The 24,084-nt window shown below is 45.6% G+C and carries 25 protein-coding genes and 1 pseudogene; 4 read left to right on the plus strand and 22 right to left on the minus strand.

All coding sequences use genetic code 11. From position 1 onward, the window contains the following. Positions 1-51 precede the first annotated feature (51 nt). The 8 genes from K5Q22_RS09550 to truA form a co-directional block, all read right to left on the minus strand. A complete protein-coding gene (locus tag K5Q22_RS09550; RefSeq protein WP_205014446.1) occupies positions 52-651 on the minus strand; it encodes a DUF1349 domain-containing protein in 600 nt (199 codons plus the stop codon). A gap of 135 nt (positions 652-786) precedes the next feature. Then, on the minus strand, positions 787-1,623 hold the full coding sequence (locus K5Q22_RS09555; RefSeq protein ID WP_205014445.1) for an alpha/beta fold hydrolase: 837 nt from the start codon (positions 1,621-1,623) through the stop codon (positions 787-789). 11 nt (positions 1,624-1,634) lie between these two features. After that, positions 1,635-2,636, minus strand: coding sequence for an NADP-dependent oxidoreductase (locus K5Q22_RS09560; protein WP_044674106.1), 1,002 nt, complete (start codon positions 2,634-2,636; stop codon positions 1,635-1,637). A gap of 76 nt (positions 2,637-2,712) precedes the next feature. Then, positions 2,713-3,141, minus strand: coding sequence for an Rrf2 family transcriptional regulator (locus tag K5Q22_RS09565; RefSeq protein ID WP_024384690.1), 429 nt, complete (start codon positions 3,139-3,141; stop codon positions 2,713-2,715). Between the two features lie 108 nt (positions 3,142-3,249). Then, positions 3,250-3,813, minus strand: coding sequence for a TIGR01440 family protein (locus K5Q22_RS09570; RefSeq protein ID WP_205014444.1), 564 nt, complete (start codon positions 3,811-3,813; stop codon positions 3,250-3,252). After that, entirely contained in the window at positions 3,794-4,279 is a 486-nt protein-coding gene (locus tag K5Q22_RS09575; RefSeq protein WP_105139310.1) for an ECF transporter S component, read from the minus strand. Before K5Q22_RS09575 ends, K5Q22_RS09570 begins: the two co-directional genes overlap by 20 nt. Beyond that, complete coding sequence (locus K5Q22_RS09580) at positions 4,269-5,030, minus strand: bifunctional hydroxymethylpyrimidine kinase/phosphomethylpyrimidine kinase (protein WP_205014443.1); 762 nt, start codon at positions 5,028-5,030, stop codon at positions 4,269-4,271. Before K5Q22_RS09580 ends, K5Q22_RS09575 begins: the two co-directional genes overlap by 11 nt. Then, positions 5,020-5,769 carry a tRNA pseudouridine(38-40) synthase TruA gene (gene truA, locus K5Q22_RS09585; RefSeq protein ID WP_044669329.1) on the minus strand — a complete coding sequence of 250 codons (750 nt, stop codon included), beginning with the start codon at positions 5,767-5,769 and terminating at the stop codon, positions 5,020-5,022. Before truA ends, K5Q22_RS09580 begins: the two co-directional genes overlap by 11 nt. 166 nt (positions 5,770-5,935) lie before the next feature. On the opposite strand from truA, the gene K5Q22_RS09590 reads away from it, so the two are divergent. From K5Q22_RS09590 to K5Q22_RS09605, 4 genes are all read left to right on the plus strand, one after another. Beyond that, on the plus strand, positions 5,936-6,391 hold the full coding sequence (locus tag K5Q22_RS09590) for a Fur family transcriptional regulator (protein ID WP_014636557.1): 456 nt from the start codon (positions 5,936-5,938) through the stop codon (positions 6,389-6,391). Between the two features lie 163 nt (positions 6,392-6,554). Further along, complete coding sequence (locus K5Q22_RS09595; protein ID WP_205014442.1) at positions 6,555-8,423, plus strand: heavy metal translocating P-type ATPase; 1,869 nt, start codon at positions 6,555-6,557, stop codon at positions 8,421-8,423. Between the two features lie 131 nt (positions 8,424-8,554). After that, entirely contained in the window at positions 8,555-9,079 is a 525-nt protein-coding gene (locus K5Q22_RS09600; protein WP_205014441.1) for a hypothetical protein, read from the plus strand. Between the two features lies 1 nt (position 9,080). Continuing rightward, positions 9,081-9,293 (plus strand): helix-turn-helix transcriptional regulator, encoded by a 213-nt coding sequence (locus tag K5Q22_RS09605; protein WP_105135846.1) that lies wholly within the window; start codon positions 9,081-9,083, stop codon positions 9,291-9,293. A 130-nt stretch (positions 9,294-9,423) separates the two neighbouring features. Here K5Q22_RS09605 and K5Q22_RS09610 read toward each other — a convergent pair whose 3' ends face one another. The 14 genes and pseudogenes from K5Q22_RS09610 to K5Q22_RS09920 all read right to left on the minus strand — a co-directional run. Further along, positions 9,424-10,095, minus strand: a complete 672-nt coding sequence (locus K5Q22_RS09610; protein WP_029171960.1) for an amino acid ABC transporter permease — start codon at positions 10,093-10,095, stop codon at positions 9,424-9,426. 89 nt (positions 10,096-10,184) lie between these two features. Next, the gene (locus tag K5Q22_RS09615) at positions 10,185-11,060 is read right to left on the minus strand and encodes a transporter substrate-binding domain-containing protein (protein WP_029943879.1); all 876 of its coding nucleotides are present in this window, start codon (positions 11,058-11,060) and stop codon (positions 10,185-10,187) included. Positions 11,061-11,183: 123 nt separating this feature from the next. Then, positions 11,184-12,632 carry an amidase gene (locus K5Q22_RS09620; RefSeq protein ID WP_205014440.1) on the minus strand — a complete coding sequence of 483 codons (1,449 nt, stop codon included), beginning with the start codon at positions 12,630-12,632 and terminating at the stop codon, positions 11,184-11,186. A 10-nt stretch (positions 12,633-12,642) separates the two neighbouring features. Then, complete coding sequence (locus K5Q22_RS09625) at positions 12,643-13,470, minus strand: lipoate--protein ligase family protein (RefSeq protein ID WP_205014439.1); 828 nt, start codon at positions 13,468-13,470, stop codon at positions 12,643-12,645. A gap of 126 nt (positions 13,471-13,596) precedes the next feature. Further along, positions 13,597-14,733: a molecular chaperone DnaJ gene (gene dnaJ / locus K5Q22_RS09630; RefSeq protein ID WP_024400330.1), complete on the minus strand. Its 1,137-nt coding sequence runs from the start codon at positions 14,731-14,733 to the stop codon at positions 13,597-13,599. A 705-nt stretch (positions 14,734-15,438) separates the two neighbouring features. After that, entirely contained in the window at positions 15,439-17,262 is a 1,824-nt protein-coding gene (gene dnaK / locus K5Q22_RS09635) for a molecular chaperone DnaK (RefSeq protein WP_002943084.1), read from the minus strand. Between the two features lie 88 nt (positions 17,263-17,350). After that, positions 17,351-17,863, minus strand: a complete 513-nt coding sequence (gene grpE, locus K5Q22_RS09640; protein WP_205014438.1) for a nucleotide exchange factor GrpE — start codon at positions 17,861-17,863, stop codon at positions 17,351-17,353. A gap of 12 nt (positions 17,864-17,875) precedes the next feature. Next, complete coding sequence (gene hrcA, locus K5Q22_RS09645) at positions 17,876-18,910, minus strand: heat-inducible transcriptional repressor HrcA (protein ID WP_044761805.1); 1,035 nt, start codon at positions 18,908-18,910, stop codon at positions 17,876-17,878. A gap of 221 nt (positions 18,911-19,131) precedes the next feature. Further along, on the minus strand, positions 19,132-19,827 hold the full coding sequence (locus K5Q22_RS09650) for a histidine phosphatase family protein (RefSeq protein WP_205014437.1): 696 nt from the start codon (positions 19,825-19,827) through the stop codon (positions 19,132-19,134). A gap of 178 nt (positions 19,828-20,005) precedes the next feature. Continuing rightward, positions 20,006-21,343 (minus strand): PFL family protein, encoded by a 1,338-nt coding sequence (locus K5Q22_RS09655; protein ID WP_205014436.1) that lies wholly within the window; start codon positions 21,341-21,343, stop codon positions 20,006-20,008. Positions 21,344-21,354: 11 nt separating this feature from the next. Continuing rightward, the gene (locus K5Q22_RS09660; RefSeq protein WP_029173833.1) at positions 21,355-21,621 is read right to left on the minus strand and encodes an ACT domain-containing protein; all 267 of its coding nucleotides are present in this window, start codon (positions 21,619-21,621) and stop codon (positions 21,355-21,357) included. A gap of 90 nt (positions 21,622-21,711) precedes the next feature. Then, positions 21,712-22,683, minus strand: a complete 972-nt coding sequence (locus tag K5Q22_RS09665; protein WP_205014435.1) for an AraC family transcriptional regulator — start codon at positions 22,681-22,683, stop codon at positions 21,712-21,714. 87 nt (positions 22,684-22,770) lie between these two features. Beyond that, positions 22,771-23,589, minus strand: a pseudogene (locus K5Q22_RS09670) (oxidoreductase). A 410-nt stretch (positions 23,590-23,999) separates the two neighbouring features. Further along, the coding region (locus K5Q22_RS09920) for an LPXTG cell wall anchor domain-containing protein (RefSeq protein WP_167787085.1) at positions 24,000-24,084 on the minus strand (85 nt) is incomplete at its 5' end.

The following is a 24,084-nucleotide window of genomic DNA, read 5'->3' on the forward strand; positions in this document are numbered from 1 at the left end:
AACGATTTTATAATGGACTTTCGGGAAATGGCAGAGCTGGAAGCTAATCTTCTAATCTGGTTGTTGTCCGTCGTGGGCCAGCCACTTGCAGTCTGTTAAACTCATTTCGGAAAAGACCGCTTCAAAAGAAGAATCTTCTGGCGAGCAGGCATAGATTCCAAAATGGATTTTTCCACCGCCTTCATGTAAGTGGCAAATCCGCATCTGCTCAAAATGGATACCGTCTTTAGAGTTTTCAATGCAAAAATCACTGCCCCGTCGGCTCAAGCGGTAATAGGTTGACTTGACAGAAGCTGGTATTTCCTGAGTTGCCCAGTCTGAAAAGCCGTGATTGGTCACGACACTGCCCAAGTGCTGAAACTCCTCATTTTCATACTCAATCGAGCCCTTAATCCAGTTTTCCGAATCCTGATAAACCACGACACCACACTGGTCAAAGCGGGTATGACTATTGGAAAAATCTGTCTTAACCGTAAAGGAAAAATACTCTTCCTCCGTATCCATCAAGAGCAGGGGAGCATTGTCATTGACAAAATGATAATAGGTCTTCTGCCACAAATCCGTGTGTGCTTGGGTTGTGATTCTGATTTCCTTATCTGAAATCTGGTAGTTTTCTGGCTCTCGCACCCAGTAAAAATTCTTCGTGTTCATTTGTTTTCCTTTCGTTTTAGATTATTATACAGACAAAAGATAAGGAAGACAAGTGACTCAATCAACTCTTTTAAGAGCAGGCTGAGGTGATTTTGGGGACTTTGCAGGCCTTGTATCGTCAAGATTAGCGGGGTACTATTCCTCCAAAAAGTCTATCAAGGCTGTTGAAAATACCTCTGCATTTTGGAAGATAGATCCGTGACCCGCATTTGGATAGATGATCAGTTGGCTGTTTTTGATTTTCTCATGCATGATATAAGAGTTCTCAGTCGGAACTTGCATGTCCTTATCACCGTTGACGATCAGCGTTGGTTGCGTGATAAAGCCCATATCTTCTTGAGGGTCTCTGCCCCAACGTTTGATAGCCTTCAGTTGTGTTAAAAATCCTGGGATGTTCATGTCCTTGTCTGCATACTCGGCTTTTCTTTCTCCCATACGCCCCAAAACTTTTTCAGCTTCCAGTCGACCTGCTTCATCGTGGTTGTAGAAGATGTAGCGTTTTGGATCCACACGCTCCAGACCTGCCTTCAGCATATAGCGGAAGGTTTTTCCTGTCACCTTATCGACTTCAACACCCCCACGAGGACCTGTTCCTGCAAGAATCAAGCGGTTAACCATTTGGCTATCAAGACGAACGATTTCTTGGGCGATAAAACCACCCATAGAAAGACCGAGCAGGTTAATTTTCGTATGCCCCAAGGCCTTAATAATAGCATAAGCCTGCTCTGCCATTCCTGGAATAGTAGGAGCTACCTTGCCTTGACTGGCTCCGACGCCAGGCAAATCAAGAACAATGACATGCTCTTTTTCAGCTAGTAAGTCTAGCAATTTTGGATCCCAGTTGTCCAAGGTTGCGGCCAAATGGACTAACATGACCAAGGGCAGCTTAGACTTGCCCTTACCTAGTTCACGGTAGGCAATCTGATTGCCAGCGACAGTAATGTATTGATTTTTAGTTGTGATATAAGACATAAGTACTCCTACTATTTAAAACTAAGGACAGTTTTTCCACGTGAGCGACCGTTGGCGACCTTGTCCAAGGCTGCGTTGACTTCTTCAAATGGGTAAACAGTGTCGATAGACGGTTTAATTTCTGACTTGCTGAAAATATCTGCCACTTCTTGTAGCTGTTGCCCATTGCTTTCTACGAAGATGAAATGGTAGTGTACTCCGTAGCTTTCCGCCATTTTATCAAACTTGCGACCAACCAAGCCAAGCAGGATTTGTTTCCATTTTGGCAGGTTCATGCGTTTGGCAAATTCGCCATTTGGCATGGCACGGAGGGAAACCAACTGACCACCTTTTTTCATAATCGACATTTGTTTTTCAGTTTCTGCACCGCCAAGCGTGTCCAGTACATAGTCAACATTTTTAACTGTTTTAGTGTAATCTTCTGTTTTATAGTCAATAAAGCGATCTGCACCTAAAGCCAAGACACGCTCACCACTAGCACCATCTCCGTTGGTAATAACGGTCAAACCTTTAGCTTTGGCAATCGGAATGGCCATGCCACCGACACCACCAGTACCACCTGAGATGAAAATGGTCTTGCCAGCCTCTGCACCCATGAGGTCCAATGCCTGCATAATGGTCAGGGCAGTCAGGGGAACGGCAGCCGCTTCCACATCGGTCAGATAGGCAGGAACTTTGGCAAGGGCAGCAGCCTCTACCGCCACATACTCGGCAAAGGCACCGATGTTGTCGAGGGGAAGACGACCAAAGACACGGTCACCAACCTCAAACTTGGTGACACTTGATCCAACTTCTGTAACCAGACCAACGATTTCATTTCCCGCTGTTTGTGGCAATTTGTAAGGGACAATCAATTTGACTTCACCACGAGAAATCATGTTGTCCAAAGGATTGACACCTGCTGCGGTCACTTTGACAAGGACTTGGTCTGGTTTGATGTTCGGTTTAGCAATGTCTGTTAGGTTTAGTGCGATATTGTTTTTGTTATAAGATGTGTGTTGTGCTGCTTTCATGGTTTACTCCTTTTATTCGTAGACTTGTATCTAATACAAGTCTAAGTTGTACTAAATAGAAACTGACTTGTGAAAGTCAGTTGGATTTTTTTGCCTTTTGATACAAGTTGGCAATAACCTGGGCCAAGCTTTCTTGGGATAATCTATCCTGCAAATCCTGCTCAATGGTCGCAAAGATTGGCTGGACAGCTCCTGCAATGTGCCGACCAACTGGGCAGGCTTGATTAGCATGTTGGTGCTGTTGAAAGAGCTGGATATGCGTGACTTCCTGGGTAGCATAGTAGATGTCCAGAAGGCTGATGTCCGCCGGACTCTTGCTCAACTCATAGCCAGCCTTGCCCTGCTGGGACTGGATGATGCCTGCATTCTTCAAGAGAGCGATGACCTTGCGGATATAACTGGCATTGGTACCGACGCTGGTTGCCAAGGCCTGCGACGTCATGACGTCACTACTCTCGCTAATCATGGTCAAGATATGCAAAGCTACTGAAAATTTGGTATCCATGGAAATCCTCCTTTTGAACTTGTATCAACCACAAGAACAAGTTTAGCAAAAAGAAATCCACTTGGCAAGGATTTTGTTTTCAAAAAAATCACAACCGCTTGGCTGTGACTAATTTTTCCGTATCTGATCTTCCTGATAGGCCGCACGTGCTCCGCCGATGAGCTTAGGACGGCTGGCAAGGGCGGTGACATGAGCCTGACCGATCTCACGCAAGCTCGGTCTAATCGGCACTTGGACGTGCTTGATGTGCATACCAATCGCCGTATCACCGATGTCCACACCAGCCTGAGCGGTGATAAATTCCACTTCGACTGGATCCTTCATATACTTGAAGGCTGACAACTGTCCAGAGCCTCCTGCATGAAGGGTGGGCAGGACATTGACCATTTCCAAATCTTTCTGGATAGCCAATTCCCGCTCCACTACCAAGGCACGATTGAGGTGTTCACAGCCTTGGACAGCTAGGTAAATGCCTTTTGGAGTCAAAATATCCAGAATGGTTTCGACAACGGCTTCTCCAACTTCCAGACTGGAATTTTTGCCAATATGCCCACCAATGACCTCACTAGAAGACAAACCTAGTACAAAAATCTGACCCTTTTGAAGATTGCTGAGTTCTAAAATCTCTTCGACAACTTGCTTAGTTTGGTCTTTAATTTCCTTTAATGACATGATTTACTGCACCAATTCTTTCTATTGCCTGAGTCAAGATATAACCTAGTACCAAACCAACTGTGTTTTGCAGGGTATTGCTCATCAGACTTGTAACAGCATCAGCTACATTATACATGAAACTAGATGCTACAAAATAGCCACCAATCATGGAAAGACTGGCAAGAACAACTCCAATCAAACGTTTCTTACCCGTCCATCCTGCAAAATAACCCTGAGCACCGTGGAAAAGCAAGCTAAAGAAAGCCCACTGGGGATAGCCCAACAAGAAATCAATCAAAAGCCCTGACAATCCGCCAACAATTACTCCTTCTTTCTTGCCCAGGTAAAAGGCTGTAAAGAAAACACCAACATCTAACAACGTGACAAAGCCCGTCGGTGTCGGTACGTGGACAAAAGCCAGAGCCAAGGTCAAAGCCGTTAGAATGGCCAGCAATACAAGTTCTTGCGTCTTTTTATTTCTCATACTGAATCACCCCATATTGATCTGATTTTAAGATGGCTGCATGGACAAAGTCCTTGGATAATTTGACTGCCTCCAAAGAGTTCTGACCTAGCAAGAGCTGACTGGCAATGCTGGACGCAAAGGTACAGCCTGCACCCACATTGTTTTCTGAAAGCAGGGGCGACTTAAGCACCACCACTTCCTGCCCGTCATAATAAACATCGATAGCCTGTGAACCTCCCAAGCGGTTGCCCCCCTTGATGACCACCGACTTGGCACCCAAATTATAAAGTTCCACCGCCGCCTGCTCCATCTCTTCCACCGTTTGGATGTCTTTTTGGAGCAATAGCTGAGCTTCTGCCAGATTTGGTGTGATGATGCTGACATAGGGAAGGAATTTCAAGAGTTCATCCCTCAGCTGGCTGACCTCGGTATCATGCGTTTCCTTGCAGACCAAGACCGGATCCAAAACCACCGGAATATCCTGATGGGCCTTGATAAATTCCAAGGCCTGCTCTGCTATGTCCACCGTCGGAAGCAAGCCAATCTTAATAGCTGAAAAGGGCACATCCTTCAAACTAGCCAACTGCTGGGCAAACACCGCCGCATCTGTCGGAATAACCTCAAACCCTTTTTCCGTCATAGCTGTCAAGCAGGTCACCGCCACAAAGCCATGCAGCCCATGGACTGTGTAGGTGGTCAGGTCTGCATGGAGGCCGCCACCACTGAAAATATCATTGCCCGAAAGCGCCAAAATATACTTAGTCTTCATAGATAATCTCCTTTAGATAGAGGCCATTTCCCGCCGCAGTTGGACCTGCCAAACCACGATCTTTTTCTGCCAAAATCCGCTTAATCTGCCCCACAGGCATCCGACCATTACCAATTTTCAAGAGGGTCCCCACCATATTTCGCACCTGCTTGTACAAAAAGCCGTTACCTGAAAAGGTAAAAATCAAGAACTGCCGCCGCTGGTCATACTCCATTGTCGCCGCCGTGATGGTCCGCACCTTGTCCTCGACCGAGGTCCCTGATGCCGTAAAGCCTGTAAAGTCATGGGTCCCCACCAGATCCTGAATAGCTTCTTCTATCAAGCTCAAATCCAAATCATAGGGATAGAAGGTCGCATAGTGGCGCATCATGGGATTCTTGGGTCGGCCAATGTCCACCAGAAATTCATAGGTCTTGCTGTGCTTGGCGTAGCGGCAATGAAAATCATCCGCCACCTGCTCCACCTGGACCACATCAATATCCTCAGGGGTTTGGGTATCCAGGGCAAAGCGGAGCTTCTCAGCATCTCGACTGCCAGCCAAGTCAAAGTGTATAACCTGACCGTAGGCATGTACTCCCGCATCTGTCCGACCCGCACCATGAACGGTTACTGGCTGACCACTATTCAATCTTACTAACGTTTTTTCGATTTCTTCCTGAACCGTACGAGCATGGGGCTGGCGTTGAAAACCAGAAAAATCATGTCCGTCGTAGGAAATAATTGCCTTATATCTTGTCATGTTTTGATTGTAGCACAGGAAAAGTATGTAAACAAGTCAGGAGACACCAAACTGTCCTATGACAGATTTCCTGTCCCAAAATTGACACAACCTCCCAAATACACTATAATGAAACTGAATATTGTATCTTAGAATTTTTATAAAATAGTAACGAAAGGAGGAAACTATGGAACTCCATTCTCACCTCAATGCAGAAAACCAAACTGCTTTTGAACACGTCATCCAACATCTAAAAGAAAAGGGTGTACGCATTACCGAAACTAGAAAAGCAGTCGTTGCCTATATTATCGAAAGCGATGACCATCCTAGTGCTGAGATGATTTATCAAGATCTACTACCGAACTACCCCAACATGAGCCTGGCGACTGTTTACAACAACCTCAAACTTCTATTGGAAGAAGGGTTCGTGACTGAATTGAAACGGACCAATGATAATACAACTTATTACGACTTTATGGGGCACGAGCACCTCAATGTTATTTGTGAAGTCTGTGGAAAAATCACTGATTTCATGGATGTAGAAATCCCGAGCTTGAAGAAGGAAGCTCATACCCAAACTGGTTACAAAATTACAAAAGAGGTGCTATCCATCTACGGCATTTGTCCTGATTGCCAGGGCTAAAAGACGAATATCAAAGCGGCTTTCTGTCGCTTTTTTTTATTTCCCTTTGAATTATCAGAATAATCTTAATTAGAATCATTACAAATAACTTGACTTTCTTTTTATAATTGTTATAATTAACTCAGATAAATAATAATGATTCTAAATAAGGAAACAAAAAACTATGACACTCGTAACCAACCTCAAACAACACAGCCACATCATCACAACCGCTCTCTGCTTGGCGCTCATTCTAATGGGTATCCTTTTGCTCCAGACTGGACAGGGATGGGCACCCATCCTCTTCATTTCAGCCTTTGTCATCGGTGGCTACCAGTCAGCCAAGGAAGGTATTTCTGAGCTGATTTTCGACAAGCACCTGTCTGTTGACCTCCTCATGATTTTGGCTGCTATCGGCTCTGGACTAATCGGCTACTGGATGGAGGGAGCCCTACTCATCTTTATCTTCTCCCTTTCTTCTACTCTGGAAGAATTAGCCATGGAAAAAAGCAAAAATGCCATCGCAGCTCTGATGAACATGACCCCTCCAACGGCTCGCAAAATCGAGAAAAATGGTGACATCACTGTCTTAGACACCGCAGCCATTCGCATCGGCGACCTCCTGCAAGTTCGCAAGGGCGACACGGTCCCACTGGATGCAACCCTCATCAGCCCACAATCCATCTTTGACGAATCCATGATTACAGGCGAGCCACTCCCTGCGGAAAAAGTAGCTGGTGCTGCTGTTATTGGTGGGACTATTAACCAAGGTCCAACTGTGACCGTTCAAGTTACAGCTGAAAAAGGCGATGCCCTCTTCGATAAAATCGTTCAAATGGTCGAAAATGCCCAAGAATCCAAATCAAAAACGGCGACTTTCATTGAAAATATGGAAGATACCTATGTGAAAGTTGTCTTGGTGGTGGTGCCGCTCTTTATCCTCTTTGCTCATTTTGCTCTGGGTTGGGACTGGTTGACTGCCTTCTACCGTGGCATGATTCTCTTGACCATTGCTTCTCCATGTGCTCTTGTGGCATCTTCTTCACCGGCGACACTTTCTGCCATCAGCCGTGCGGCACGCAAGGGCATGATTATCAAAGGAGGCGACATTGCGGATAACATCGCCAACTTAGAGGCCATCGTCTTTGACAAGACTGGTACCTTAACCATTGGCAAACCTGAAGTTGTGGGAGCGACCTATCTTGGCGATGAAAAACTTATCAAGCAGGTTGTTCAGGCAGTTGAAAAACAATCGAGTCACCCAATCGCTCAAGCTCTCATGACCTATACGGCTGACAGCTCTGCTATTGCCCTCCAAAGCCTAGAAGACGTGACCGGAAAAGGCTTGGTGGCGGGCTATGAGGGCGACAGCTGGAAAATCGGTAAGGCGGGCTTTGTGGTGGATAGTTTGGTGAGTCCCTTGTCTGCTGACTTGCTGGCACAGATCGATGAGGCAGAAAGCACTGGGAAAACCCTGGTCTATGTCAGCCAAAATGATGTGCTGACGGCGATTTTCATGGTGGAAGATAGTTTGAAGCCAGAGAGCAAGCAGCTGATTGCTCAGTTGAAAGAAATGGGCGTGACGCCAATTCTCCTGACGGGCGACCAAGAAAAGACGGCTCGTTACGTGGCGAGTCAGGTCGGTATTGACCGTGTGATTGCCAACTGTCTACCGACGGACAAGGCTGCTGTTATCCAAGAACTGCAAACCGAGTTTGCGTCTGTCGGTATGGTGGGCGACGGTATCAACGATGCTCCTGCCCTTGCCCAAGCCAATGTCAGCTATGCCATGGGAAGTGGGACGGACATCGCCATGGAGTCAGCCGACATCGTGCTCATGGAAGACTTGACACGGATTCCCTACTCCATTCGCCTGTCTAAGAAAATGCGGAGCATCATCAAGCAAAATATCATCTTTGCCCTGTCTGTCATCGCCCTTCTCATCATCTCTAACCTCTTCCAGTCTATCAACCTACCGCTCGGTGTGGTGGGTCACGAAGGATCAACGATTTTGGTGATTTTGAATGGATTGAGACTCTTGTATTTTAAATAGCATCAGACCGCCAGTTGCTTGGCGGTTTTGCTTTTATTTTTTAAAAAAAACGCTTGCATTTCAAAAATTATTGTTTTATAATAATTTCGAGGATAATATTATCATAAAACAATAATAATCGGAGGTTTGCTATGAAAACAAATCTACTCAAAACAGCAGGATTGGTTGCTGCATGTGTTCGCTTTTTCTTCTATTTTTTGATTGCTCTCTATGCCTTCTATACATTGGCAGGTTTTAGCGGGGATTCTTTTGTAACACGTTCTTGGGAATACACCTTTAACAAACCCATTGACCAGATTGGTGTCTGGCTCATCCTTTTATCAAGTGGATTAATCTTACTCGTCTTGGCGGCACTCAGTCATATTGCCTACTTAATTCAAAAGTTATGTAAATTGCTTTTGGAAGAAGATTATTTCGCTTCAGCTAGTCTGGAACTGTATCAGAAACTCTTCATCAGTTTGCTGGTCTTGACAGCTGGTCAATTCGGCCTAACCAGCTTGATTGCCCTGACAAATGCTGCTGGACCAAACAATTTCCTCAATCTGCGTTGGTCAGATTTTATCCTCAATGCTCTCTTTATCTTCCTGACTTATTTTGTCTGGACCTTAGTACAAAAGGGGCAAGAACTTGAAACCGAGAACAGCGAGTTTATCTGATATGGAAATGATTCGCGTAAACTTAGACAAGGTCCTCAAAGACCGACAAATGACTTCCAAGGACTTGGCGGAGCAAGTCGGCATTACCGAAGCCAACCTATCCATTCTCAAGACAGGCAAGGCAAAAGGCATTCGTTTTAATACCCTGATGAGCATCTGCCGAATCCTAGACTGCCAACCAGGAGATATTTTGGAATTTGTGAGTGAGGGGTAGATACATAAAAAGAGATGAAGCAAAAAGGCTTTAATATAAAAAATAGCTTAGAACCGCGCCATTCGAGACGTTAATTCTAAGCTATTTTTGATTGTTAAAATTTTAATCAAAAGGCTAATCCAACCTCTTTTTAATAAGTCGCTAAGCGTTTTTCTAGTTGTAATTGACCAAATGCATAAAGGGTACAGATAACCCAATAAATAAGGGCCACACAGATGTAAACTGTCATGTAGTCCGACTTGGCTCCGCCGACTATTTTGGCCTTATTGAAAATCTCTGGTACAGTAATCATGGCTGTCAGAGAGGTACTTTTGACCATGTCTAAGAGGACATTGCTCAGCGGTGGAAGGGCAATGCGAAAGGCTTGGGGAATGATGATTTTTCGGTAAATCACATTGGTCCGCAAACCCAGGGAACGCGCTGCTTCCCATTGCCCCTTATCAATGGCTGAAAGAGATGCACGAATAATTTCAGAAATGTAGGCACTGGACATGGAGGTAAAGGCGATGATAGAGGCTGTTATGGCATCTAACTGCAAGCCCATAAAGGGCAGACCAAAATAGATGAAGAAAAGAAGAACCATGAGGGGAATACCACGCATGAGAGAAATATGGGCCATAGCCAACCAACGCAAGGGTCCAAACTTAGACATCCGCATGAGGGCTACAAAAAATCCACAGAAAGTCCCCAAGGCAAAACCAATTAGGGATAGGGATAGAGTGTAGGGAAGTCCCTCCAAAATCTGTGGAATAGCCTCTCTTGCAATATCTGCATTAAAAACTGCCTGCCAGTTAATATCCATATCTTCTCCTCTTCTTAAAAACCAGATAGACCTTGCCAGTCTGGGACTGACAAAGTCTATACAAGATACGTTTAATTTGTTACGAGTTCTTATTCAACTTCGATAACTGGCAACTCATCTGCATTCTCAACAGGGACTGTCAAGTCTTGTCCTGCATAGTATTTCTCAGAAATTGCCTTCAAAGTTCCGTCAGCTTTCATCGCTTCAAGAGCTTCGTCAATTTTTTCTTTCAAGCTTGTGTCAGCCTTGCTCATGACAATACCTTGTTCAGTTGGGTTGTATTTTGCATCACCCATCTTCACTTTGATGTCTGGGAAGTTGGCATTTACCCATTTGATGGCCATGACTTGTGTGTAGTAGTCGTTTGGAATGAAGTCTGTACGACCTGTTGATACATCACGCAAATAGACATCGTTAGTTACGTTGTCATAGATAACTGGCTCTGCACCTTGCTTTTCAGCAATTTTCATGTACTGAGTACCTGCACCACCACCAGCTTTTTTACCAGTCCAGTCGCTCAAGTCAGCTGCTTCGATTCCTGATGAACCATCTTCACGAACGATGTAGCCGCCAACTGAATACTTGTAAGGGATAGAGAAGTTATACTTTTCCTTACGAGCTTCTGTCATGTCAAAGTTGTTCACAGAAATATCGACTTTCCCACTGTCAACAGCTGTAAAGGCTTCTGCCACACCGATTTCTTGGTATTCGATTTCCAATTTCAAACGTTTACCAATTTCATTGATCATGTCAATTTCATAACCGACCAATTCTTTAGCATCGTTGTAGTAAGAAGTTGGGAAGAGGGTACCTGGTGTTGCAACCTTCAAGACACCTGCTTCTTGTACCTTTTCCCATTGAGTCTGTTCAGCTGAAGAACTGCTTGTATTAGAACTTGAGCTAGAACATGCTGCCAAGGTCAAAGTAGAAACCAAGAGAGCTGAGGCCAAAACTTTTTTCAACATAAAACAATCTCCTTTGGAAGCCATAGCTTCCCTTTTACTTTTTCGGTGTTAACCCACCAACTTTTACAGGTTAACATTTTGAAAACGTTTTGGCAAATAATTGAACTGAAAAAATGAATTCCCTTACAAGTTGAGTAAACCTGCTGCCTCCATTTGGTCTGCCAACTGCAAGAGTAAATCCTCTCGTCCCTTGGCTGCTGTCAATTGGATGCCGATTGGCAAGCCGTCAGCCCGTACATAAGTTGGCAGAGAAATGGCTGGCTGACCACAAATATTGGCCTGCTGCGTAAAGGGGGTTAGGGCTAGGCTGTCCTCGAACATTTGCCAGATCAGGTCCTGCTGCTCTTCCATGGAATAGTTCTGGGTGTGCTTGAGGCGGTCCAGCAAATCTGCTGGCAGGTCAAATTGCCCATGCTTGGGCGCTACATCAGCCACCGTCGGTGTCAGAAGCAAGTCGTAATCCTCATGGAAACGCGCCATGTTGGCTCCAAACTGGTCCCAGTCCAATAGGGACTTGGAGTGCAATTTGGCTGGAATGGTTTGCCCGCTTTGGTAAATAGCCCAGGACATGACTTCCATGTCTTCCAAGGTCATCTGGCGCCCAAAAGCTGCTTCGATCTCGTCAAACATCTGGGCTGTGTCCACGCTGTTCATCAGGTAGAAGGATTTCATCAGGGCCACTCCATCCAGAGGATATTCTGACAATTCCACCAGCTCATGCCCTAAGTCAGACAAGTGATGACAGGCTTTTTGAACCGCTTCTACCGGTTCAGGACTGACCTTACTCCCTACTGGAGATTTGGTATAGTAGGCGATTTTAAGGGGACGAGACAATTTTCCAAACACCTCCGCCTCGCTCAGCTTGGCAAGGGGAAAGGGGGCTTCCAGCTGATAGTCCTGGAAATGGTAGAGCAGGCGCTGGGTATCGCGGACAGACTTGGTCAGGGCAAAATTGACAGATGCCCCCTGCCAGCCACGATAGGACTTGGGTCCAACTGGAATCCGACCACGACTGGTTTTGAGCCCGATCAAGCCATTGAAAGAGGCTGGGATACGAATAGACCCACCACCATCCGATGCCGCAGCAATAGAGACCATGCCTGAAGCCAGCGCTGCGGCTGCTCCGCCACTTGATCCACCAGCATTGCGACTGGGGTTCAAGGGAAGATTGACAGGACCATGCAGGCTGGCATCTGAGATATTTTTGAAGCCGAATTCTGGCGTGTTGGTCCGACCGACAATGATGAATCCCAAGTCCTTCAAGCGTTGGACATAGGTATCGGTATGGCCTGCTGGTCGACCAGCAAGCAGGCGAGAACCTGCAGAAGATGGCTGCCCCTTTTCATTTTGTCCCAGATCCTTCAGTAAGAAAGGAACTCCTGCAAATGGCTTGCCCAGATAGTCTTCTTTCTCCGCTTCTTTCAGAGCTTCATCATATTGCTTGCTGACAACCGCATTGAGGGCGGGATTGAGCTTTTCAATCCTGTCAATAGTTTCTTGCACCAACTCCTTGGCAGAAACCTGTTTTTGATTGACAGCCTGGGCCATAGCTGTCGCATCTTTCCATTTCATAGATTTTCTCCTAGATTCCATATTTTTCCATAGACTGCTTGATGGTCTTTCCGAGCGCCATAAAATCAGCCATGTTGTCCGACGAGGGATAAAAGGTGGTCAGAAAAGCTCCGTTTTCAATCAAGACACGCTCAATTCGTGTTTTCATATCCTCCACCGTCACATCCTGACCGACCAAGTCTGACAAATTGGCCATCGAATCCGGATTTACTTGCGGAAATCTGTCCGATACTTCTTGCGGAGCAAAACTTGCTGCATAAAATTCAGCCACCACTTGCCCTCGTTTGACTTGATTGCCTGATACACTGATATAGGCAGAAATAGCAATGGCCTCTTGGTAAATCCGCTGGGCCAATCCAGCAAACTTCCGCCCCTTGATGCTAAGGTCGTAGGTCCCAGGACAGTAGGAAGTTGCCACCTCACCACTGACCACCTCGAAGGGAAAATCCGAAAGCGCCTGAACAATCAAATCCACCATGACCTGATAAGACTCCCGCAAATCGACTTTATGACCAGAAGGATTAGGCAAAATCAGAGTGACATTCAAAATCCCTTCATCCGCAACGACTGCCAAACCGCCCAAACTCCGAATAATAGGACTGTAGCCCGCCCGACCAATACTGGCTAAGCCCTTGTCCAGCTGGGCCACCTGAATGTCCATCATCCCCAGAATGACCGTTTGGTCCATGGGCCAAAAATGTAAAATCCCTGTATTGGACTGACGATTGACCTCGCGCAAAAAGACCTCGGTCCACACCAGTGGCCCCTGTTTCAAACCCGTCAAGCCAGACCGATCTTCGTATTTTTTTATGGTCTTATTCTCAACCCAAGATTTCATTCGTAAGCGTTCTCTTTCAAATTACTATATCTTATTTTAACACAGAGCCTGTGATGCGTCGGAGAAAATGCCCAGAGTTTTTTCTGAAAAAGAAAGGAGACTGGAGTTTCCAGTCTCATCTTAGAATTATAAATCCTCAAAGGCATCTTTTACCTTGTCAAAAAATCCTTTTTTATGGGGTTTGACATCAATATTTCCTGCTGCCGCGAATTCTTTAAGAGCTGCTTTTTGGCGGTCATTCAAACCTGTCGGAGTGACGATATTTACTGTGACATATTGATCACCAATAGCTCCACCACGAACACTTGGGGCACCTTTTCCTTTAAGTCGGAAGGTCTTACCAGTCTGGGTTCCTTCAGGAATGACCATATCTACATCACCGTGAACCGTTGGCACATGAACTGTATCTCCAAGTGCTGCTTGGACAAAGTTGAGGTTCAGTTTATAGTGAATAGTAGTCCCTTCACGTTCAAACTTGTCTGAAGGTTGGACCTGAATGACAACGTAGAGATCTCCGTATGGACCTCCATTGAAACCTGCTTCACCTTGACCTGCCAAGCGAATACGTTGACCAGTTTCCACACCAGCTGGCACCTTAACCGTCACAGTATGGGCTTGTTTTTCATGACCAGTTCCATGACAGGTTGTACATGGGTCTTTGATTTGTTTTCCGCGACCATGACAGACATCACAGGTCATTTGACGGCGCATGGTTCCAAGTGGAGTTTGGGTGTCCACATTGATCACTCCAGAACCATGACAACGCCCACAGGTTACTGGACTTGTTCCAGGTTTGGCACCTGAACCTGTACAGGTTCGACAAGTTGCCTCACGGTTATAGGAAACTTCACGTTCCACACCAAAAATCGCTTCTTCAAACTTCAAGTTGACCGCATACTGCAAGTCATCCCCTTGACGAGGTGCATTAGGATTACGCGTCGCACCGCCTCCACCAAAGAAGCTAGAGAAAATGTCTTCAAAGCCACCGAAACCTGCTCCGTCGAAACCACCAAAGCCACCTGCTCCTCCGCCGAAGCCTCCATTGGCACCCGCAGGACCATACTGGTCATAGGCAGACCGTTTTTGCGGATCGCTCAAGGTCTCATATGCCTCTTGGACCTCCTTGTATTTATCCTCCGCACCCGGATCCTTATTAATATCTGGATGGTATTTCTTTGAAAGCTTCCGATAAGCCTTCTTAATCTCGTCCTGAGAAGCGCTCTTAGAAACGCCCAGACGATCGTAATATTCTGTGTTGTTCATATAAGATACCAAGCCCGTTAAAAGCAAAGTGAAAATAGGGAGTGAAAGTGTCCAGTGGACACTTTCAGCCCTGTCGTACAAAAACAATAAGCGACAGGTGTTTCTCAAAAAGTCTATCCCCAGACTTTTTGACTTTTCACACAGCTTTTAGGGCGGGTTCAATTCCTTTCGTTAAAAAATAGACGAAACTCAGAAAGAAGCCCGTGTTCGAATTACCGAACTTGTATTCCTTTCTTTGAAATGTTGAAAGTAGCCCGTGTTCGATTACGAACACTTTCCTTTCTATGAAGATATTAAGCCGTTAAGCGACTCAAAGAAAAATAAGGAGTGAAAGTGTCCGGTGGAACACTTTCAGCCCTGTCGCACAAAAATAATAAGCGACAGGTATTCCTCAAAAAGTCTATCCCCAGACTTTTTGACTTTTTCACAGAGTCGTAGGCGTATTCAATTCTGTAAAAGTTAGAAGGGTATTTACCCAAAAACAGAGGCTGGGTTGCAACCTCTGTGATTGGAAATTTTATTAACGAATGATTTCTATTCTCGAGAAGATGAGAATGGAGTTCGAGCTAAGAACTTCGGAAAAAATGATTTTCCAAACCCTAGATACTCAAAGAAATTCAAGACTAGGCTAGGCAACTGGACGAAGATTGAACTAGAGTTCATCGAGGAGAGTTAACAAAGCCTAGTGAAGAATTTCGAAGAGTATTACTTTTCAGTAAACTCGCCGTCTACGACATCATCGCCTGCGTTGTTAGCTGTTTGGGCACCTTCTTGGCCTGCGGCTGCTTGTTGCGCTGCTGCGGCTTGCTCGTAGAGTTTCACTGCAAGAGCTTGGGCTTTTTCGTTAAGGTTTTCAAGTTTAGCCTTCATGTCATCCAAGTTGTTAGCTTCTTGAGCTGCTTTCAACTCGTCAAGAGCTGCTTGGGCTTGGTCACGTTCTGCGTCGAAGCCTTTGCCTTCTGTTTCTTTAAGAGTTTTCTCAGTCGCAAAGATTGCTTGGTCAACGTCGTTACGAAGATCCACTTCTTCCTTACGTTTCTTATCTGCTTCAGCGTTTGCTTCTGCATCTTTCATCATGCGATCGATTTCTTCATCTGTCAAACCTGAGTTAGACTGGATAACGATTGTTTGTTCTTTTTGTGTACCAAGGTCTTTGGCTTTTACAGAAACGATACCGTTCTTGTCGATGTCAAATGTAACTTCGATTTGTGGAATACCACGAGGTGCTGCAGGGATGTCAGTCAATTGGAAGCGACCAAGAGTCTTGTTGTCTGCTGCCATTGGACGCTCACCTTGAAGCACGTGGATGTCAACAGCTGGCTGGTTATCTGCCGCAGTTGAGAAGACTTGTGATTTAGAAGTTGGGATAGTTGTGTTACGGTCGATGAGTTTTGTAAATACGCCACCCATTGTTTCAATACCAAGTGACAATGGTGTTACATCGAGGAGGACAACGTCTTTGACATCACCAGTGATCACACCACCTTGGATTGCCGCACCCATAGCAACAACTTCGTCAGGGTTCACAGATTTGTTTGGCTCTTTACCTGTTTCAGCTTTTACAGCTTCCACAACGGCTGGGATACGAGTTGAACCACCAACAAGGATGACTTCGTCGATTTCAGACAAGCTAAGTCCTGCATCTGAAAGGGCTTGACGAACAGGAACTTTTGTACGTTCTACAAGGTCGTAAGTCAATTCGTCAAATTTTGCACGTGTCAATGTCATTTCCAAGTGAAGCGGACCTGCTGCACCAGCAGTGATGAACGGCAAGCTGATTTGAGTTGATGTTACACCAGACAAGTCTTTCTTAGCTTTTTCAGCCGCATCTTTCAAACGTTGAAGGGCCATCTTGTCAGCTGACAAGTCGATGCCGTTTTCTTTCTTGAATTCTGCTACCATGTGGTCGATAATCTTTTGGTCAAAGTCGTCACCACCGAGCTTATTGTCACCTGCTGTTGCAAGTACGTCAAAGACACCGTCACCGAGTTCAAGGATAGATACGTCGAAAGTACCACCACCAAGGTCGAATACCAAGATTTTCTCGTCTTTGTCAGTCTTATCCAAACCGTAAGCAAGGGCTGCTGCAGTTGGCTCGTTGACAATACGTTCTACTTCAAGACCCGCGATTTTACCAGCGTCTTTTGTTGCTTGACGTTGAGCATCGTTGAAATAAGCCGGAACAGTGATAACGGCTTTGGTTACTTTTTCACCGAGGTATTCTTCAGCGTAGCCTTTCAAGTATTGAAGGATCATTGCTGAAATTTCTTGTGGAGTGTATTCTTTGCCGTTTGCTGAAACTTTTTCAGAAGTTCCCATTTTTGATTTGATAGAGATAATGGTATCTGGGTTAGTTACTGCTTGGCGTTTTGCCGCATCACCAACGATGATTTCACCATTTTTGAAAGACACAACAGACGGAGTTGTGCGGTTTCCTTCTGGGTTTGCGATGATTTTTGATTCAGTTCCTTCAAGAACTGCAACTGCTGAGTTTGTTGTACCTAAGTCAATACCGATAATTTTAGACATATGTTTTACCTCTTTTTAATTTACTTTCTTTTCAAGTAGTTTAACGACATTTCGGTCAAGTTTTCTTTTTTGGAAAATAGCAGAGCGACTATTCAGATACGACTACCATAGCCGGTCTCAACAGACGTTCATGCAACTTGTAGCCTTTTTGGAAGACTTGTACGATGTGTTCTGCTGGGCAGTCGTCTGTGGCTGGAACGGTTTGAATGGCCATGTGAAGATTTGGGTCAAAGACATCGGTTGCGACTTCTTCCACCCCTTCTTCTTTGAGGGCTTGAATCAAACTTTCCTGTACCATTTCCAAGCCTTTTTTGACATCTTCTGTCAGACCTTCGACTTGAAGAGCACGCTCCAGGTTATCTAAGCTCGGCAAGATTTTCTTAGCCAAGTCTTGCGAACGGTAACGCTGAATGGTTTGGCGTTCCTCGTTGGCACGGCGTTGGATATTTTGCATTTCAGCATGGGTACGGAGGTACTTGTTTTCAAATTCCTCTGCACGCTCATTTGCCAAATCCAATTCTGATTTTTCAGGCGTTTCGACAACTTCTTCTGTTGCTTCCACTTCCTCTAGGATTTCTTCATTTTTGATTTCTTCTGACAAAGCATTCTCCTTCTAATTGACTTCATAGTGATTGCTACTTAAGTATCGGTAGTAATCGGTTAATTTCATAAATAGGACGCGGCTGATGATGTTGATCAAACTCATCTGCCTACGGTAGTCCATGTCAACAGGACCAAGCAAACTCATCTGGGCCATGCCCCGATAGGGGATTGGAAAGCGATGATGAATAACTGTCACATCCGCTAGGGCAGGATCCCTATGTTCCGCAACAGAAATGCTGGTCTGCTGGTTTGGCGCCAAGCCTTGCCGCAACTCTGGGGCTAATAGCTGTGGGCTATCCAAAAGCTGATAGGTGGCGAGATTGCCATAGGTCAGCGAAGCGACCTTTCCACTGATAAAGACTGACTCTTGGAAGAGGTTGGAAAAGATGTAGTCCATGAGATCCAAGACATTGTCCGTCGTGGTGAAGTAACGCTGCACCACCTGGGGAATCTCCGTCCGCAGCTTGTAGTGGATTGCCAAGACCGTCTGGTCAACGAAGCGTTCATCCACCAGGCGTTTGAGCACTTCCAAGTCCCTGGTCAAAAAGTTCTTGGGAATGGCAAACTGAACAGTGACAGGTTTGGACTGATCCAAGGTCAAGACTGCCAAGGCATCATGGCTACTAAGTTGCACGATGTCAAAGGAAGTCAACTGCTGACTGGTCGGCTCCACATCTAAGATGACCGAAGTGTAGCCTGTCAAATCCGCTAGGACTGTACTGGCCCGCTCCAAGATGTCTTCCAACTTGAAGGCTTCAAAGTCGAAGGCCTTGACCACCTGATAAACATCTTCTTCATTGATGTGTTCCAAGTTGAGCGAGTGGTTGACAAAGTATTGAAAACCAGCCCGACTGGGCATCCGACCGCTTGAAGTATGAGCTTTTTCTAGCAAGCCCAGTTGCTCTAGCTTAGCCATATCATTGCGAATGGTAGCTGAACTAGAAGCAATCATCTCCTGCAAGGCCTTAGAACCAACCGGCTCATGATGGCGCGTAAACAATTCAACAATCAGATTCAAAATATCATTTTGACGTTGGGTAATCATCTCCGCTCCTTTCATGAACAGTGTTGATTTTTATATTTTTAGCACTCTATAACGATGAGTGCTAAACTTTATACTCCCATTATACGCCGAAAAAATGGATTGTCAAGAGAAAAAACCAAAAAATTAGCACTCTTTTACCTAGAGTGCTAAAAATCGGTCTAAGGACCTAGAATGGTGGATTGTCAACAAAAAAATCAGAGAAAAATCCCTGATTTTATATCTTATTCCCCTTGGGCAATCAATTCTGCTCCACGTTTGCGGTAAGATAGGTCGCCAACTGCTTCAATTAAAAGCTTGCCATTTTCGTATTTGAGGACGGTGATTGAGCCGTTATCCAGGAAGACATTGGCACCACGCTCTGGCTCCAACAGATGGGCCAGGGTTGCAATGGTCATACCGTGACTAACTACAAGGGCATTGCCGCCGCCCTGCTTTTCCAAGTCTTGGGCGATAGCCTCAAAGCCTGTCAAGATACGATTACTCAAAACTTCCCATGATTCCGCCCAGCCAGCGGTGTCTGCTTCTTGGATACCTGCTGCGATTTCCGCAAAGGACATGCCTGTCGCATCAACTGTCCCTTTCAAACGAGGCAGGACACCTTGGAAAAGCTCGGCATCATACATACCTTCGAAACTACCAAAGCACCATTCACGGATACGCTTGTCTTGGTAATATGGGATTTTTCCTAAAATTCCCAACTCACGCTGGGCGATGGTCATGGTCTGAACGGTCCGCCCCAGGTCACTAGATACGGCTAGTTTAAAATTAATGCCCGCATCCTTGAGCCCCAAGCCCAGTTCACGAATTCCTTCCTCACCAGCCTTGGTCAGCGGTGTATCACACCAGCCCTGCACGCGCCCGATGGTATTAAACATGGTTTTCCCATGTCGAGAAATATATAATCTTACGTCTGCCATAGTGTTCTCCTTGTCTTTTCTTACTATTAATACTCTTCGAAAATCAAAAGCAAACGTTGTTGACTTGATTTGATGAACTTCAGTTCTATCTGCATCTGCGTCGCCTAGTCTGCTTTTGATTTTCATTGAGTATAAGTATAGCAAAAAACCGACTGCTTGTCGCAATCGGTTTACGTTTTTAGTTCTTAAAACTATGAATCGGAGCTGGAATTTGTCCGCCACGGTTGATAAAGTCAGCAGACGAAGCCTGATTGACCTTCATAACAGGAGCTGTTCCCAGAAGCCCACCGAATTCAATCATATCCCCTTCTTTTCCAAGCGGAATAATGCGGACCGCAGTGGTTTTCTGGTTGATAACTCCAATCGCTGCCTCATCCGCAATCATAGCCGCGATAGTTTCAGCAGGCGTTGTTTCTGGAATGGCAATCATGTCCAAACCAACTGAACAGATAGCCGTCATAGCTTCCAATTTTTCAAGGTTAAGCGAGCCATTTTGCACCGCCGCAATCATGCCCTCATCCTCAGACACAGGGATAAAGGCACCTGACAAGCCACCGACTTGGTTGCAGGCCATGACCCCACCCTTTTTGACTGCGTCATTGAGCAAAGCCAGGGCAGCAGTCGTTCCGTGCGTACCTACGGTTTCTAACCCCATTTCCTCCAAAACCCGTGCCACTGAGTCTCCAACAGCTGGCGTCGGAGCAAGGGACAGGTCCACGATACCGAACTTAACACCCAGGCGTTCGCTGGCCATATTGCCGACCAACTGACCGATACGGGTAATCTTGAAGGCCGTCTTTTTGACGGTTTCTGCCACTACATCAAAGCTCTCACCACGCACTTTTTCAAGAGCACGCTTGACCACACCAGGCCCAGACACGCCGACATTGATAACCACATCCGCCTCGCCGACACCATGGAAGGCACCCGCCATGAAAGGATTGTCCTCAACCGCATTGGCAAAGACCACCAGCTTGGCCGCCCCCATATCAGAAGCCTCCGCCGTCTCCTTGATGATCCGCCCCATATCCCGCACAGCCGTCATGTTGATACCCGTCTTGGTCGAGCCGATGTTGACTGACGAGCAGACCTTTGTCGTTTGGGCCAATGCCTGCGGTATAGAGTTGATGAGGATTTCATCCCCTTTTTGGTAGCCCTTTTGAACAAGAGCTGAAAAACCTCCGATAAAATCGATGTCGATCTCATGAGCCGCCTTGTCCAAGGCATGAGCCAAGGGAAGATAATCCGTGGCATCTGTCGCCGCACCAATCAAAGCAATAGGCGTTACCGACACCCGCTTGTTGACAATGGGAATTCCTAGCTCCGCCGCAATCTCATCACCGACCGCTACCAAGTTCTTAGCCTTGGTCACGATTTTAGTGTAAACTTTCTCCGCAGCCTTATCAATGTCCGAGTCGATACAGTCCAAGAGGGAAATTCCCATGGTAATGGTCCGAATATCGAAGTGCTGCTCCTCGATCATCTCAATGGTTTCTCTAACCTGTCTAATGTCCATGATTGCTCTCCTTACAAGTTGTGCATGGCATCAAAAATCGCCGCACTTTGAATGTTGATTTTCACATTCAAAGCCTGACCATAGGCTTCTAGTTCTGCACGAAGTTGCGTGAAATCTTTCTTCTCATCTGATGACACCACCGCCATCATGGTAAAATACTCATCCAAAACAGTCTGAGAAATGTCATCAATATTGAGTCCCAATTCCGCAATCTTAGTTGCAACACCAGCAACAATTCCTGACTTGTCCTTACCGACAACTGTAACAATAGCTTTCATCTGAACACCTCTTCTAAATTTTCATTTATTTTATCATAAATATGCAGAAAAAGGTAGAAATCATCTAGTTTCTACCTCTAACATACGTGTTTATAGTCCTTGTTGCTTCTTGTAATCTGTCACAGTCATGCCAGTCCATTTCTTGAAGGCACGGCTGAAGGCGTTAACCTCGCTGTAGCCAATCAGACTGGAAATCTCCTCTGCTGGTAATTTCATCTTGAGATAGGAGAAGGTCATGGCCTTTTGAACGGCTTGCAGTTCCTGTTTGAAGCTGGTATTTTCAGCCGACAGGTTGCGTTGCAGGGTCCGCACGCTGACACCAAGTCGGTGGGCAATGTCTTCTACCAAGAAGAAGCCGCTTGGAATTGCCGAATAGAGTTCCTGCTGGACATAGCCTGCGAAACTCTGCTCTCTGACCTGCTGGGCCAGGTGCTGATTGAGCTCCGTTTCCAAGTATTGCCACATGATATTGTTCCGGGTCAAAAATGGCTTCTGTAAATCTGCCTTGTCAAAGACCAGACGATTACTGTCCCCCTTTTGAATAGGCAGACCAAATTCTGCCACGGTTTCCACCTCGTAATCATAGGGACTTTCCACCACTAGTGGCACAATTCGCTCGCCGACACCTGTACGAATCATATTGAGGACCAAGAGTTGCTCATTGAGGACTGAGAATTTAGGCAGGTCCATATTGGCGTGGGCAAATTTGTAGGTAACAGAAACGGTCGTATCTGCCTCGACCACATCGACTTCAACCGGCCCCACAATCTTCTTGAAGCGGGCAAAACGGTCCAAGGCCTCAATGCCGTACGGTGATGACAAGGCCACAAAGAAGGCTGGTACAAACATCTGAATCTGGGAAATCTGACTGAGAGCACGGATGTTTTCCTCAGACATGACTCTGTCAAATTCCTGCAACAGTCGGTGGTATTCCAGCGTGGTCAGACTGATTTCTTCCTGCCAGAGTTTGTTGGGCACTTCCGCCCGTTGCAAAAGCTCTGCGATATCCGCTCCGATGCTTTTTAGAAATTCTTGAAATCGATTTGTAATGGTAAGTTTCATATTCCCTCTTCTTTCTAGAACAATTTTACCAAATCAGGCAATATTTATACAGTTTGTCCAAAAGAAGAGAAAATCATCCTCTCCTTTTTATTTCATTTGGCTGAGCATCAAAGCGTCGTAAGCACGGTCACCAAGGATACGGCGAAGACCTACTAGGAAGTTTGCTCCTTGTCCGACCATGTAACGTGTCTTAGGACGGCGAGCATTGATGATTTTTTGGACAGTGTTTGAGATGACTTTTGGATCAGATCCTTTCATTGGTGGGTTGTCCATCGCCTTGATGTAGGCATTGACCACTGTTTTGTAAGGTCCATTTTTAGATTCAAAGGAGAAGTTATCACGCACGCCTTGGTTGAAGCCTGTGTTGATGACACCTGGCTCAAGGACAACGACATTGATGTTGAATTCCTTCAATTCGATACGCAAGCAGTCGCTGTAGCCTTCGATTGTGTGTTTGCTGGCATGATACCAAGCTCCAAGTGGAGTGTAGATTTTTCCACCCATAGATGAAGTGTTGATGATCAAACCTTCACGTTTGGCACGCATATATGGCAAGACTTTCTGGGTCAAGCGAGCAACACCGTAAACGTTAACTTCAAATTGTTGTTGGACTTTGTCCATTGACAACTCTTCTACTGGACCGTACAAACCGTAACCAGCATTGTTCCAAAGGACATCGATACGACCTTGTTCTGCGATGATTTGTTTGACAACTGCTTCGATGTCCGCTTCGTTGGTAACGTCCATTTTCAAGACATGACCGCCAAGCTGCTCCAAGTCCTACATCTTGTCCACGCTACGAGCCACGCAGTAAACGATGTGACCAGCCTTGATCAAGTCTTGGGCAGACATTTTCCCCATACCTGATGATGCACCTGTAACTAAGATAACTTTTTTATTTGACATTTCTAAACCTCTTTTTGTTTTATTATCGATTGATGAGTCTATTATAGACCAACTTATCAATCCACGCCATGACAATTCACGCCACAATTTTGGTAAATTCTGCCAAATCTTATTCTAAAAGCGACTTTTTGTAGTCCCCAATTGTCATGCCTGTCCATTTCTTGAAGCCCCGACTGAAGGCATTGACCTCGCTGTATCCGAGTAATTGCGTGATTTTTAAGGTAACAGGCTGAAAAGCTCCACTGGAGCTCTTCACCCATCAATATTTTAAAATAGAAACAACGGCCTTGCCCCTCTTGAAATGAGGAACAAGGCCGTCGCCTAATCTTTTACTATTTCATTATTCACTTGACAGGAAACTGTTCAACTGAACTTCTGATTTTTCTCTTTGGGCTACTAACTAAAGCCTATTATTTTTCTTTGCGACGACGTGACGCCACTGCAACTGTACCCAACAAAGCTAAACCTACCAATGCAAGTGCAGATGTGCTTTCA

This window comes from Streptococcus sp. 2018162, from assembly GCF_019754175.1.
GTDB lineage: Bacteria > Bacillota > Bacilli > Lactobacillales > Streptococcaceae > Streptococcus > Streptococcus hashimotonensis.